The 13229-nt window shown below is 70.2% G+C and carries 12 protein-coding genes; 3 read left to right on the forward strand and 9 right to left on the reverse strand.

What is annotated here, in order from left to right; genetic code table 11:
* Positions 1 to 14: 14 nt before the first annotated feature.
* The 4 genes from dapC to ACWPOC_RS08615 form a co-directional block, all read right to left on the reverse strand.
* Positions 15 to 1127: a succinyldiaminopimelate transaminase gene (dapC, locus tag ACWPOC_RS08600; RefSeq protein WP_455408411.1), complete on the reverse strand. Its 1113-nt coding sequence runs from the start codon at positions 1125 to 1127 to the stop codon at positions 15 to 17.
* Positions 1128 to 1149: 22 nt separating this feature from the next.
* The gene (gene fdxA / locus ACWPOC_RS08605; protein WP_006550573.1) at positions 1150 to 1473 is read right to left on the reverse strand and encodes a ferredoxin; all 324 of its coding nucleotides are present in this window, start codon (positions 1471 to 1473) and stop codon (positions 1150 to 1152) included.
* Between the two features lie 154 nt (positions 1474 to 1627).
* Positions 1628 to 4225, reverse strand: coding sequence for a bifunctional FO biosynthesis protein CofGH (locus ACWPOC_RS08610; RefSeq protein WP_455408412.1), 2598 nt, complete (start codon positions 4223 to 4225; stop codon positions 1628 to 1630).
* A 45-nt stretch (positions 4226 to 4270) separates the two neighbouring features.
* Positions 4271 to 4468 carry a hypothetical protein gene (locus ACWPOC_RS08615; protein WP_120281862.1) on the reverse strand — a complete coding sequence of 66 codons (198 nt, stop codon included), beginning with the start codon at positions 4466 to 4468 and terminating at the stop codon, positions 4271 to 4273.
* A 101-nt stretch (positions 4469 to 4569) separates the two neighbouring features.
* Here ACWPOC_RS08615 and ACWPOC_RS08620 point away from each other — a divergent pair, with 101 nt between their 5' ends.
* Genes ACWPOC_RS08620 through ACWPOC_RS08630 form a run of 3 tightly spaced genes read left to right on the forward strand, consistent with a single transcriptional unit; the run spans position 4570 to position 7438 of the window.
* Positions 4570 to 5175 (forward strand): PH domain-containing protein, encoded by a 606-nt coding sequence (locus ACWPOC_RS08620; RefSeq protein WP_455408413.1) that lies wholly within the window; start codon positions 4570 to 4572, stop codon positions 5173 to 5175.
* Complete coding sequence (locus ACWPOC_RS08625) at positions 5172 to 6683, forward strand: PH domain-containing protein (RefSeq protein ID WP_455408414.1); 1512 nt, start codon at positions 5172 to 5174, stop codon at positions 6681 to 6683. Before ACWPOC_RS08620 ends, ACWPOC_RS08625 begins: the two co-directional genes overlap by 4 nt.
* Positions 6680 to 7438 carry a uracil-DNA glycosylase gene (locus ACWPOC_RS08630; protein ID WP_120281860.1) on the forward strand — a complete coding sequence of 253 codons (759 nt, stop codon included), beginning with the start codon at positions 6680 to 6682 and terminating at the stop codon, positions 7436 to 7438. Before ACWPOC_RS08625 ends, ACWPOC_RS08630 begins: the two co-directional genes overlap by 4 nt.
* On the opposite strand, the gene ACWPOC_RS08635 is transcribed toward ACWPOC_RS08630, so the two are convergent.
* The 5 genes from ACWPOC_RS08635 to typA all read right to left on the reverse strand — a co-directional run bounded on the left by ACWPOC_RS08635 (position 7395) and on the right by typA (position 13046).
* A complete protein-coding gene (locus ACWPOC_RS08635; RefSeq protein WP_120281859.1) occupies positions 7395 to 7835 on the reverse strand; it encodes a hypothetical protein in 441 nt (146 codons plus the stop codon). The genes ACWPOC_RS08630 and ACWPOC_RS08635 overlap by 44 nt on opposite strands.
* 77 nt (positions 7836 to 7912) lie before the next feature.
* On the reverse strand, positions 7913 to 8071 hold the full coding sequence (locus ACWPOC_RS08640) for a hypothetical protein (RefSeq protein ID WP_016693616.1): 159 nt from the start codon (positions 8069 to 8071) through the stop codon (positions 7913 to 7915).
* A gap of 87 nt (positions 8072 to 8158) precedes the next feature.
* The gene (gene mshB, locus ACWPOC_RS08645) at positions 8159 to 9082 is read right to left on the reverse strand and encodes an N-acetyl-1-D-myo-inositol-2-amino-2-deoxy-alpha-D-glucopyranoside deacetylase (protein ID WP_455408415.1); all 924 of its coding nucleotides are present in this window, start codon (positions 9080 to 9082) and stop codon (positions 8159 to 8161) included.
* Complete coding sequence (locus tag ACWPOC_RS08650) at positions 9061 to 11130, reverse strand: ABC transporter family substrate-binding protein (RefSeq protein WP_455408475.1); 2070 nt, start codon at positions 11128 to 11130, stop codon at positions 9061 to 9063. The genes mshB and ACWPOC_RS08650 overlap by 22 nt, the downstream gene beginning before the upstream one ends.
* Before the next feature lie 29 nt (positions 11131 to 11159).
* A complete protein-coding gene (typA, locus tag ACWPOC_RS08655; RefSeq protein WP_006550583.1) occupies positions 11160 to 13046 on the reverse strand; it encodes a translational GTPase TypA in 1887 nt (628 codons plus the stop codon).
* Positions 13047 to 13229: the final 183 nt, after the last annotated feature.

The raw sequence follows: 13229 nt of genomic DNA on the forward strand, positions 1-13229 counted from the left end.
CCGGAGGCTGCGCTCTATCCACGCAGTCGGGCAGCGGCGGCGTCGATGGCGTCGTCGGTTGCGGTGAGCGCGATCCGGACGTGCAGGACACCACCGGGACCGTAGAACTCACCGGGCGCGACGAGGATGCCGCGTTCGGCGAACCAGTCGACGGTCGCGCGGCATTCCTCACCGCGCGTCGCCCACAGGTACAGGCCCGCCTCCGAATGGTCGACGGTGAAGCCGGCGCCGCGCACGGCCTCGAGGAGCACCTCGCGACGCTTGCGGTACTTCTCGCGCTGGGCGTTCTCGTGCTCGTCGTCGTTCAGTGCCGCGGTCATCGCGGCCTGGATCGGCAGCGGCAGCATCATGCCGGAGTGCTTGCGGACCTCGAGCAGGTCGGCGACGAGGTCGGCGTCGCCGGTGACGAAACCGGCCCGGTAGCTCGCGAGATTCGAAGTCTTCGACAGCGAGTGCACCGCGAGGAGGTTGGTGTGGTCGCCCCCGCACACGCTCGGGTGCAGGATCGACAGGGCCTCACCCTCCCAGGTGAGCCCGAGATAGCACTCGTCGGAGACGACGATCGCGTTGCGGCTGCGCGCCCAGTCGACGACCTTGCGCAGGTGGTCGGGTCCGAGCACCTTGCCGGTGGGGTTCGACGGCGAGTTCACGAAGACCAGCGACGCGACCTCGGGGCCGAGGCGGGTCAGCCCGTCGGCGCGGATGATGCGGGCACCGGCGAGCAGGCCGCCCACCTCGTAGGTCGGGTACGCCAGTTCGGGGATCACGACGAGATCGTCGGCACCGAGGCCGAGCAGCGACGGCAGCCAGGCGATCATCTCCTTGGTGCCGATCGCCGGCAGGATCGCCGAGTCGTCGAGACCGGTGATGCCGTAGCGACGTTCGAGCGCACCCACGGCCGCCCGCCGAAGTGCGACGGTGCCGTGGGTGGTCGGATAACCCGGCTCCTCCGCGACGGAGACGAGCGCCTCCCGGATCACGGGGGCGACCGGGTCGACCGGTGTGCCCACCGACAGGTTGACGATGCCGTCGGGATGCGCCGCTGCCTTCGCCTTCGCGTCGGTCAGGGAGTCCCAGGGGAAGTCCGGCAGGCCCTTCGCCACCGAACGGCGGATACGCGTGCTCACGAAAGTTCCACCGGTCCGTTCGTCACTCTTCGCCCATGGGAGGGAGGTTCTTGACGAACGGCGGGTCGTAGTCGACCTTGCCGAGCTTCGCGGCGCCACCGGGCGAGCCGAGATCGTTGAAGAAGTCGACGTTGGCCTTGACGTACTCGGACCACTCGTCCGGGACGTCGTCCTCGTAGAAGATCGCTTCGACGGGGCACACGGGCTCGCACGCACCGCAGTCGACGCACTCGTCGGGGTGGATGTACAGCATGCGACCGCCCTCGTAGATGCAGTCGACGGGGCACTCCTCGATGCATGCCTTGTCCAACACGTCCACGCACGGTTCCGCAATCGTGTACGTCACTGCTGTTCTCCCTGCCTCTCTGTAAGCCCGCCGACCTGCGCGGTCTCGCCCGAGCGGGCACCCTCGGCGCCCACGGTCCTCCAGTATCCCCCGACCCACCGTAGGCCTCCGGAGTAAGGGTTACCTACTTCGGAGTGCCGGCCGCCGTGAAGGCTCAGCCCGAGGTGACCGGAAGCTCGATCGGCGTGTACGCGGTGGTCCGCCGGCGCGCCGGCCGCCCGATGCCCTCGGCGATCGCGACCAGTTCGGCGACGGTCTTCTCCGAGCCGTGCTGCGAGCCCGCCATGCGCGAGATCGTCTCCTCCATGAGCGTGCCGCCGAGATCGTTCGCCCCACCCTCGAGCATGGCCTGCGTTCCGGCGACGCCCAGCTTGACCCAGCTGGTCTGGATGTTGTCGATCCGGCCGTGCAGCATGACCCGCGCGAGGGCGTGCGCGGCACGGTTGTCGCGCATGGTCGGGCCGGGACGCGACGCGCCGGCCAGATACAACGGCGACGACTGGTGCACGAAGGGCAGCAGCACGAACTCGGTGAATCCGCCTGTGCGGTCCTGGATTCCACGGATCACCTCGAGGTGGCCGACCCAGTGGTGCGGCTGGTCGACGTGCCCGTACATCATCGTCGAGCTCGAGCGCAGGCCCACCTCGTGCGCGGTGGTCACCACCTCGATCCACTCGGCGGTCGGGAGCTTGCCCTTGGTGAGCACCCACCGCACCTCGTCGTCGAGGATCTCCGCGGCGGTGCCCGGGATGGTGTCGAGCCCGGCCTCACGCAGTTCGGTGAGCCAGTCCCGGATCGACGTGCCACTGCGCGCGACACCGTTGACGATCTCCATCGGCGAGAAGGCGTGGACGTGCATCGACGGCACCCGTGCCTTGACGGCGCGGACGAGATCGGCGTAGCCGGTCACCGGCAGTTCCGGGTCGATGCCGCCCTGCATGCACACCTCGGTGGCGCCGGCGACGTGCGCCTCCCAGGCGCGGTCGGCGACCTCGCTCGCCGACAGGGTGAACGCGTCGGCGTCGCCCTTGCGCTGCGCGAAGGCGCAGAACCGGCAGCCGGTGTAGCAGATGTTGGTGAAGTTGATGTTCCGGTTGACGACGTAGGTGACGTCGTCGCCGACGGTGTCGCGGCGCAGCTGGTCGGCGAGCGCCACGAGCGCTTCGAGACCGGCGCCGTCGGCGTTGGCGAGGGCGATGTACTCCGCTTCGGTGCAACCGCCCGGATCCCGTTCCGCGGAGCGCAGCGCCGAGAGCACGTCGCTGTCGAGCCGCACCGGTGCGGAGGCGCCCAGCTCGAGCACCTGCTCGCGGACGGTCTCCCAGTCGCCGAAGGCGCTCCCGAGATCGGACCGGTGCTCGGTGTTGCGTCCGGTCACGTCGATCTCGGAGTTCAGATCGACGCGGCCCGACGACTCCCAGTCGATGTCGGGCTCCTGCCAGGGCAGTCCGGACGGGATCACCTCGCGCGCGAGGCCCGTGGCCGGATCGGCGAGGGCGTGCACGTGCGCGGTGATGCGCGGATCGATCCACGGTTGCCCGGCGAGCACGTACTTCGGCTGCGCGGCGATCCGCTCGGTGAGCTCGAAGCCGGCCTCGGAGCTCAGGCGCGCCAGGGTGTCGAGATTCGGCCAGGGCCGTTCGGGATTGACGTGATCGGGCGTCAACGGCGAGACACCACCCCAGTCGTCGACACCCGCCCCGAGCAGCGCGCGGCACTCGTCGAGTGAGACGAGATTCGGCGGGGCCTGGATGCGCATGCCCGGCCCGAGGACGAGCCGGGCGACGGCGATCGCGGCGAGGAACTCGTCGAGATCGGCGTCGTCGTGCTCGCGCATCGCGGTGTCGTCCTTGGCGCGGAAGTTCTGGACGATCACTTCCTGAATGTGACCGAATGCCTTGTGCGACTTGCGGATCGCATGGATCGATTCGGCACGCTCGGTGAAGTCCTCACCGATGCCGACGAGGATGCCGGTGGTGAACGGCACCGCGAGTCGGCCCGCATCGGTGAGCACCCGCAGCCGCACCGCCGGATCCTTGTCGGGGCTGCCGTAGTGGCACTGACCCTTCTCGGTGAACAACCGTTCGGAGGTGGTCTCGAGCATCATGCCCATGGACGGGGCGACCGGCTTCAGCCGCGAGATCTCGGCCCAGCTCATCACCCCGGGATTGAGGTGCGGCAGCAGACCGGTCTCCTCGAGGACGCGGATCGCCATCGCTCGGACGTAGTCGAGGGTGGAGTCGTAGCCGCGCTCGTCGAGCCACTGCTTCGCTTCGGGCCACCGGTCCTCGGGCCGGTCGCCGAGTGTGAACAGGGCTTCCTTGCAACCCAGTTCGGCTCCCTGACGGGCGATCTCGAGGATCTCGTCGGGTTCGAGGTACATGCCGTGACCCTCGGCGCGGAGCTTGCCGGGGACGGTGACGAAGGTGCAGTAGTGGCATCGGTCCCGGCACAGCCGGGTGATGGGGACGAAGACCTTGCGCGAGTAGGTGACCGTGCCGGATCGACCCTCCGCGAGAAGGCCGGCATCGCGCACCCGCGCCGCCGACGCACAGAGATCCTCGAGATCGGCGCCCCGGGCCTGCAGCAGGACCGTCGCTTCGTCCACGTTCAGTGCGACCCCGTCGCGAGCCCGGCGCAGCGCTCGACGCATTCCCGAGGGAGTCGCCGCGGATCGGTGCGCAGCGCCGGGACGCACGGTGGGGGTCGGGAGCATCGCGGACTGCGGGGTGTCGTCTGCGGAATCGGTCATGCGCCCGATCATGCGCCTACGAGCACCCCCATGCCACTTCGGGGTCTATTCGCGCGGGTAGTCGTCGTCCGCCGGGACTTCGCGGGACTGCTCGTAGGTGTCTGCCGGGTCGGCCTCGAGGGGCACATCCGAAGGCAGGTCGTCGGCAGGATCGTCGTAGACGGGAGTGGCCTGCTCGAGCCGGTCGGCCTCGGAATCGTTGTCGGACTGGATCTCGATGTCGAGCGCATTCGACTCCGTCATTGCGATCTCCTCCTCACAGGGCCCGATCGCGAGGTCGGATCGGGCGAGTCCGGCCGGGTTCTACGGATCCCAGCCTAGCGTGGAACCGGACACGGGGCCCGATGGAGCAGGAGGAGCGGGTGGAGGACGACGAGGGTGCACCGGCGGGGCCGGTCGAGGACACATCGGTGAGGCCGGCCGAGAGCACGCCGGCGGGGCCGGCCGACGGTACCGCGGTGACGGGTGTGGTGATGAGGGAGCCGTCGTGGCGGCCGAGCCCGAAGTCGCGTGTGCTGTGGGCCGTGAGCGCGGCCTCGATGTGGCTGCCGCTGGTCGTCGCGCAGGTCGTGTGGGCGCTCGTCGCGCCGGTGGGCGCGGGATGGCACATCACCGCCGCGGCGGCGACCGTCGTGCTCGGTGGACTCCACGTCGCGGTGGTGCCGGTCTGGCGATACCGCGTCCATCGCTGGGAGATGGACGAGACCGCGGTCTACACGCGTTCGGGCTGGTGGACGCAGGAACACCGCATCGCACCGATCTCCCGGATCCAGACCGTCGACACCGAGCGGGGTCCGCTCGACCGGTGGCTCGACCTGACCACCGTCACCGTCACCACCGCCTCAGCGGCGGGTGCGGTGGAGATCGTCGGGCTCGACAGCCGGGTCGCCGACGAGACCGTCGCCCGTCTGACCACGCTCGCCGCAAGCTCGGAGGCGGACGCGACATGAACGAGGCCGTCGCACCCGGGACCGGCACGGACGAGGAGGTGCCGTGGTCGCGCCTCGATCGCCGGATGCTGCTGATCCACCCGATCGAGGAGATCCTGCGCCTGCTGCCCGTCCTCGCCGGCTCGTTCGTCATCGGGACCACCAGCGGCAATCCCGTGTGGGGCCTCGCAGCGACGGGCGTGCTCGTGCTGGTCGGTCTGCTGCGCTGGTTCACCACCACCTACCGCGTGGGACCGCAGCACGTCGAACTCCGCCGCGGCCTGCTGCAACGACGCGAGTTGTCGATCCCCCGCAGCCGCATCCGGTCGGTGGACGTCGAGCAACGCCTCCTGCATCGCGTGCTGGGCCTCGCGGTCGTGAAGATCGGCACGGGCCAGAGCGGGGGCGCCGATCGCAACCGGTTCGAACTCAACGGCCTCCCGATCGCAGCAGTCCCCGAGCTCCGTGCCGTTCTCCTGAGGGGTGGGCAGCAGGACGACATGCCGGCCGAGACGACCTCGACTGCTGCCGTCGCCGAGCGTCAGCTGGCACGATTCGACCCGGCCTGGGTGCGCTACGCGCCGTTCTCCACGACGGGACTGCTCGCCGTCGCGGCCATCGCCGGTGCCGCCTTCCAGTTCGGGCTCGGCCGGTGGATCGCCGAATCGCAGGTCGTCCGCCGCGCGGTGGAGACCGCGGAGGACCTCGGCCTGGTGGTCGCGCTCGTGATCCTCGTGCTGGTCGTCGTGCTCGTCGCCAGCCCGGCCGCGTGCGTGCGGTATCTGCTGCTCTACGGCGATCTGCGGGTGACCGACGACCACCGGGTCCTGCGCATCGCGCACGGCCTGCTCACCACCCGTCACACCACCCTCGACCGGGCGCGGCTGCGCGGGGTCGCGCTGCACGAACCGCTGGCACTGCGGCTCGTCGGCGCCGCGCGGCTCGACGCCGTCATGACGGGCAGGACCGCGCAGCAGGGCGGTTCGTCGCTGGTCCTGCCGTCGGCGCCCGACGAGGAGGTCCGGCGGGTCGCGGCCGAGGTGCTCACCGGACGGCTGCCACTCGAGGTTCCGCTGCGCAGGCACGGCCCCCGTGCACGTCGTCGCCGTTACACGCGGACGCTGTGGCCGGTGGCCGTCGTGGTCGCCGCCGGGCTCGTCGCCCTGACCGTCACCGACCGGCACGTGCCGTTCGCTGTGATCGCCACGGTGGTCGTGGTGCTGGTCGCGGGGGCGTGCTCGCTGGCGCAGGACCGCTACCGGGGTCTCGGCCACGCCGTCGTCGACGGGCATCTCGTCGCCCGCAGCGGCTCGATCGACCGGCAGCGCATCTGCCTCGACGCGGACGGTGTGATCGGCTGGACGGTGCGGCAGACCTTCTTCCAGCGCCGTGCCGGTCTCGCGACCGTCGTCGCGGCGACCCCGGCGGGTGCGGGACGCTACGAGGTGATCGACATCCCCGTGGACGAGGCGTGGGCGCTTGTCCAGGAGGTCACACCGGGTATGGGAGAAGCATGGATCGACCGATGAAGCCCTCTTCCGGCAAAGGCCCCCTGCACGGCACTCCCCCGGCGACGCTGGCCGAACTCGACGACGCACTCGTCGACTGCCACGCGTGTCCGCGGCTGGTCGCATGGCGTGAGCAGGTCGCGCGGGAGAAACGAGCAGCCTTCCGCGACGAGGAGTACTGGGGCCGGCCCGTCCCCGGCTTCGGCCCGGCCGATGCGTCGCTGCTGATCGTCGGGCTGGCGCCCGCCGCGCACGGCGGGAACCGCACGGGACGGATGTTCACGGGAGACCGGTCGGGTGACGTGCTGTACGCGGCCCTGTACGACGCGGGACTCGCGTCGCAACCGACCGCGACGCACATCGGCGACGGCCTCGAGCTGTTCGGCACGCGCATCACGTCGCCGGTGCACTGCGCGCCACCGGCCAATCGCCCCACGGTCGTCGAACGCGACACCTGCCGGCACTGGCTCGAACAGGAACTGGACCTGCTCTCCCCCACGTTGCGGTCGGTCGTCGTGCTCGGCGGATTCGGGTGGCAGGCGCTGCTACCGGTCCTGTCGGCGGCGGGGTGGACGATCCCGGTTCCCCGCCCGAAGTTCGGGCACGGCGCGCATGCGCTGCTGGCCTCCACCGAGGCACGGGAGCACCCGTTGCACCTGTTCGGTTGCTATCACGTCAGCCAGCAGAACACCTTCACAGGCCGGTTGACGAAGGAGATGGTGACCGAGGTGCTCAGGGACGCGGCGCGGGCTGCGTCCCTCCCACTGCCCGGGTGATCTCCTTGATGCGGGCCGAGAACAGGTACCCGCCGGCGGGGGCGAGCGCGGCCACGGGCAGCAGCAGGGTCCGCCAGTCGCCGAGCGCGAGCTGGTCGCCGCCCGGCCCACCCACGAGGCAGACGAGGAAGACGACGGCCCAGGCCAGCAGCGGCAGAGCCGCGCTGCGCAGGGATCCGGTCTCGGCGCGAACCGCCATCACGAGGAGCAGGTTGACGACGCCGGCCAGCAGGATGGTGATCGGGAAGGGCACCCCGGCGATGTACACGCCGAGATAGAAGACCGACAACAGGGCGCACAGCGCACCGTCGAGCACGAGCAGCGCGACGAGCCCCCGGCGGGGCTGGATGTCCGCCGGTGACGCGAGGGGTGCAGCGGTTGCTGGATCGACCGTCATGCTTCGATGGTGCGCTACCGGACGCGCCCGAGCGCAACCGGGGTCCGCGGAACCATCCGCGACCCACGCACGGGACGTCAGGGAACCGGCGGGTATCCGAGCATGGTGAGCAGCGCGCTCTGCTGGTCCGCGAAGGAGTACAGGGCGTGCCAGTAGTCGGCCCGGATCTCGTCGGCGTACGGCCTCAACGAATCCACGAACGCGACGATCTGGTTCTGGACGGACCAGTTGTACATCGACAACCCCCTGCACGGTGTGCCTGCGTGATGCGCGAGGCCGGGTGACGCGAACCACCTACAGCCTCGTTGATGACTCGGATCACACTAGCCGATGCCGGAGAAGAGGTCGTCCTCTCGTCCCGTGGAGTCGGTCAGGCCGAGCTGCCCGCGCACGAGCACGAAGTGCTCCTGGTCGAAGACGGGCTGGGCGACGAGGTTGGAGAGCACGAACTGCTCGCCGTCCTCCGCGACCAGCACCTGGGTCGCGTGCGCGGCCATCGCGGTCCGCTTCGCGTCGAGAACCGAGCGGACGTCGACGACGGTGGTGACCTCGTCGTCGGGCACGCTCGGCAGTTCGCCGGCATCCGGTCGGCGCCAGCCCTCGGGCAGCGTGCCCATGGCGGCGATGCCGCGTTCGAGCGCGGATCGTTCGGCGACGGTCCAGTACACCTTCGCGGGGGTCCACGCCGCCCCGGCGGACGGATAGTCCTCGGTGCCGGCCGCTTCGACGGCCGCGGTCACCCGTTCGTGCACCGCGATGTGGTCGGGATGCCCGTAGCCACCGAACGGGTCGTAGGTGACGACCACGTGCGGACGCGTCTCGCGGATCACGGCGACGAGCGCTTCGACCGCCTCATCGTGGTCGGCGTTGACCCAGGCACGAGGATTGTCGGCGGACGGTGTGCCCGCCATCCCGGAGTCGCGCCAGTGCCCGGCACCGCCGAGGAAACGCGGTCGGTCGACGCCGAGCGCGTCGAGCGCCCGGGTGAGTTCGAGGATGCGGTATCCGCCGAGCTGATCGGCGCGGTCGGCGGTGAGCTGGGCCCACTCGTCGCCGATCACTTCGCCCTCCTCGCCGAGCGTGCAGGTCACGACGGTGACCTCGGCGCCCTCGGCGACGTACCGGGCGATGGTGCCGCCGGTCGTGAGGGTTTCGTCGTCGGGATGGGCGTGGACGAGCAGAAGTCGTCGATCCGCAACGTCGGGGAGAGTTCCCGGAGCATCGGTCACGGTGTGGTCCTTCCCCACAGATGGGCGTCGCCGAGAATACCGGTGGCGACAGCGGCTGTCAGCGAGACGTTCTCGACGCCCGGACCGGCGGCGACGACGGCCCGGTCCTGCAGGATCGGCAGGTTCACCGCGAGATCCCACAGCCTGGCCTGCGCGTCGGCGACGACCTTCGCCGGGTCGGTGGTGCCGTTCAGCGCTGCCAGCAGATCGGGTTCGAGACCCGGATCGCACGCTCCCGAGAGGTTGCTCGGAGCCTCGAGTTGCGCTGCGAGCGCGTCCTCACGTTCCTCGACGTCGTCCTCGTCGAGCGTGGTGGTCGCGGAGTCCGAGGGTCGGGCAGCCTCCGTCGTCCCGGCGGCGTCGGGCTGCGCCGGCAGGTCGGGCCCGGGCGCGGTCGGCAGATCCTCCCCCGCTGCCGTGGGTGCTGCGGCCACCGGGACGCATCCGAATCGGGACAGCGCGGCGGTGGCGGGGTCTCCACCGGCACGCATCCAGCCGACGACCGCGTGCACACTGCCCCCGACGAGGGCTTCGCCGTACAGCTCGTCGGGAGGCAGTGCGTCGACCGACGCATCGATCCCGGCGCCCCGCCACAGGTCGACGGCGGTGCGTGCGACGGCGCGGGCGGTCTCGTCGCCCTCCGGCACGCCCACGACCAGCGTCAACGGCACGCCGGCCCGGGCCAGGGCACCCTCGGACAGGGCCGGTCCGTCGGGAGTTCTCGGTCCGGGAGTCGCGCTCGTCGGCGCCGCCGTCTCGGATGTCCCCGTCTCGGATGCCTCGGTCTCCGGTGCAGCGGCCTCCGGTGCTTCGGGGCCGGGTGCGTCAGGGCCTGCCGGCACCGGGGGCACGACAGGCGGGACGGGCAGATATCCGGCCTCGGCGAGACGTCCGAGGGCCTGCTCCCGGGGCAGACGCGCCGGCATCGTGTCGGTGTATCCCGGATCGGACGGCGCGAGCACCTGGGCACGAGCTCGCACGACCTCGGTGCTGTCGGCCGTCGCGACGAGCCCGAGCAGCTCGGGATCGAGCAGGTCGATAACGCCTCGTCGGACTCCGGGGTCGGCAAGTTCGGCGGTGCGTGTGTTGAGGGTCAGCTCGAGGGTGCGCGGCTGGAGCTGGACGCCGGTCCGCACACCCGGCACGGCGGCGAGCTGCGCCTCGAGAGCGACACCGCCCGCGCTCTGGACCACCTGGGCGTCGTCGCTGCGCACCGATTCGGTCACCTGGGCGTCGGTGCCGGCGCGGCGCATGATCAGTTCGTCGGGTCCGGCCGGGGTGCCCCAGAACCGGTCGTTGCGTTCGAGCAGCACCTCGGCGCGCCCCCGGTCGACGTTGTCGACGTGGAATCGCGCGCCGGACACGGGAATCGTCTCGGACAGGCCGGTGGAAAAGCCACCCGGAGTGTCCTTGACCAGGTGCGCGGGCAGGAGATTCGTGAACAGTTCGCGCCAGGCCGGATACGGCTCGCGAAGAGTGACGGTGACGGTCTTGCCTCCGCCCGACGATCGGATGTCGTCGATGAGGCGGTAGCCGGCAGGATCGACCACGCCAGGCTGGGTGATCATCTGCCGCCACAGATACCGGAAGTCCTCGGCAGCGATCGGCGCTCCGTCCGACCACTGGGCCTCGTCGCGCAGGCGGTAGGTGATGGTGAACGGCGCCTCGTCGGTGACCTCGGCGGACAGCAGCAGCGAGTCGTCCGGAACCCACAGTGCTGCAGCGGGATTCTCCGGATCGGGCACGGCTCGGAAGGCACTCGGGAGGACGAGTTCGGCGACGGCGTTCGCGACGGGCGACTGGTCTGCGAGCAGGTGGGGGTTGAAGCCCGAACCGACCTCGTCGATCGCGACCACCACCGTGCTGCGCTTCGGAGCGGGAGCCGGGGTCGTGGTCGGCTCCGTCTGCTCGATGGGCGGCGGCGGGTCGGCGGTGCAACCGGTGAGGACCAGCGCAGCCACGGCCAGGCCGGCCGTCGCCCCGATCAGTCGGCGACGAGCGCGCGTACGCGACACTCGGGCTCCTTCCGTGAGGCAGGTGGTACGTGGGGTGGCCCCGGCCAGCATGCGCTCGCCGGGGCCCCCCCACACCTGGACTACTTGTTACGGGCCTTCTCCCGCGACCGCGCACGCGCACGGTCGGTCTGCGAGAGGTGCAGCTTGCGCACGCGCACGTCCTCCGGCGTGACCTCGACGCACTCGTCCGCAGCACAGAACTCGAGCGCTGCCTCGAGGGTCAGCTCGATCGGCTTGGCGAGGGTCTCCATCACGTCGGCGGTCGAAGAGCGCATGTTGGTGAGCTTCTTCTCGCGGGTGACGTTGATGTCGAGGTCCTCGGCGCGCGGGTTGATGCCCACGACGTGGCCCTCGTAGGTGTCGCTGCCCGGTTCGACGAAGAAGGTGCCGCGGTCGGCGAGCTGGATCATCGCGAACGGGGTGACCGAACCGGCACGGTCGGAGACGAGCGAACCCGTGTGGCGGGCGCGGATCTCGCCGGCCCACGGCGCGTAACCGTGGAAGATGGCGTTCGAGATGCCGGTGCCGCGGGTCTCCGTGAGGAAGTCGGTACGGAAACCGATCAGACCGCGCGACGGGATGATGAACTCCATACGAACCCAACCGGTGCCCTGGTTGGTCATCTGGACCATCTTGCCCTTGCGGTTCGCGAGCAGCTGGGTGATGGCGCCGAGGTGCTCCTCGGGGCTGTCGATGGTCAGCTCCTCGTAGGGCTCGTGCAGCTTGCCGTCGATGGTGCGGGTGACCACCTGCGGCTTGCCGACGGTCAGCTCGAAGCCTTCACGGCGCATCTGCTCGACGAGGATGGCCAGGGCGAGTTCGCCTCGGCCCTGCACCTCCCACGCGTCGGGGCGTCCGATGTCGAGGACGCGCAGCGAGACGTTGCCGACGAGCTCGGAGTCGAGCCGCGTCTTCACCATGCGGGCGGTGAGCTTGTGGCCCTTGACCCGGCCGACGAGCGGCGAGGTGTTGGTGCCGATGACCATCGAGATGGCCGGCTCGTCGACGGTGATGCGCGGCAGCGCCACCGGGTTCTCCGGATCGGCGAGCGTGTCGCCGATCATGATCTCCGGGATACCGGCCACGGCGACGATGTCGCCGGCGACCGCGACCTCGCCCGGCTGCCGTTCGACACCGACGGTCTTGAGCAGCTCGGTGATCTTGACGTTCTTGACGCCGTCGGCGTGCATCCACGCGACGGTCTGGCCCTTGCGCAGCTCACCCTGGTGGATGCGCAGCAGCGCGAGACGACCGAGGAACTCGGAGGCGTCGAGGTTGGTGACGTGCGCCTGCAGCGGCGCCGACGGATCACCCTTGGGTGCGGGGATGCACTCCATGAGGACCTCGAAGAGCTCGTCGAGGTTCTCGGCGTCGGGGACCTGGCCGTTCTCGGGCTGCTTCTTCGACGCCTTGCCCTCACGACCGGAGGCGTAGAGGACGGGTAGCTCGAGGGCGAGCTCGGCGGCTTCGGCGGCCTCGTCGTCGAGGTCGGATGCGAGGTCGAGCAGCAGGGTCTGGCTCTCCTCGACGACCTCGGCGATGCGGGCGTCGGGGCGGTCGGTCTTGTTGACCACGAGGATCACCGGCAGCGACGCGGCGAGCGCCTTGCGGAGCACGAAGCGGGTCTGCGGCAGCGGGCCCTCGGAGGAGTCGACCAGCAGGACGACGCCGTCGACCATGGACAGGCCGCGTTCGACCTCACCGCCGAAGTCGGCGTGGCCGGGGGTGTCGATGACGTTGATGACAGTGACGGTGCCGTCCGGGTGGTGACGGTGCACCGCGGTGTTCTTCGCGAGAATGGTGATGCCCTTCTCGCGCTCGAGGTCGCCCGAGTCCATGACCCGGTCGACGAGTTCCGCACGTTCGGCGAACGCGCCCGACTGGCGCAACATGGCGTCGACGAGAGTGGTCTTTCCATGGTCGACGTGCGCCACGATGGCGACGTTCCGAAAATCAGCGGTGCTCACGCGATAGCTCTCCTGGCTGTAGTCCGGCCACACGGCACTGGACCCGGTCGGCACCTCGCCCGTACGGCGTTCGTCTCGATGGCCGCGACGCGAGATTGCGAGCTACCTGCCCCGTCCGATTCTCGGCGTGCAGGCACTGCGGCCGTCAATACACTTTACAGGCCGTTTGTCGGTCGCCGCTTC

The sequence above is a fragment of the Rhodococcus sp. 5G237 genome (genome assembly GCF_053764735.1).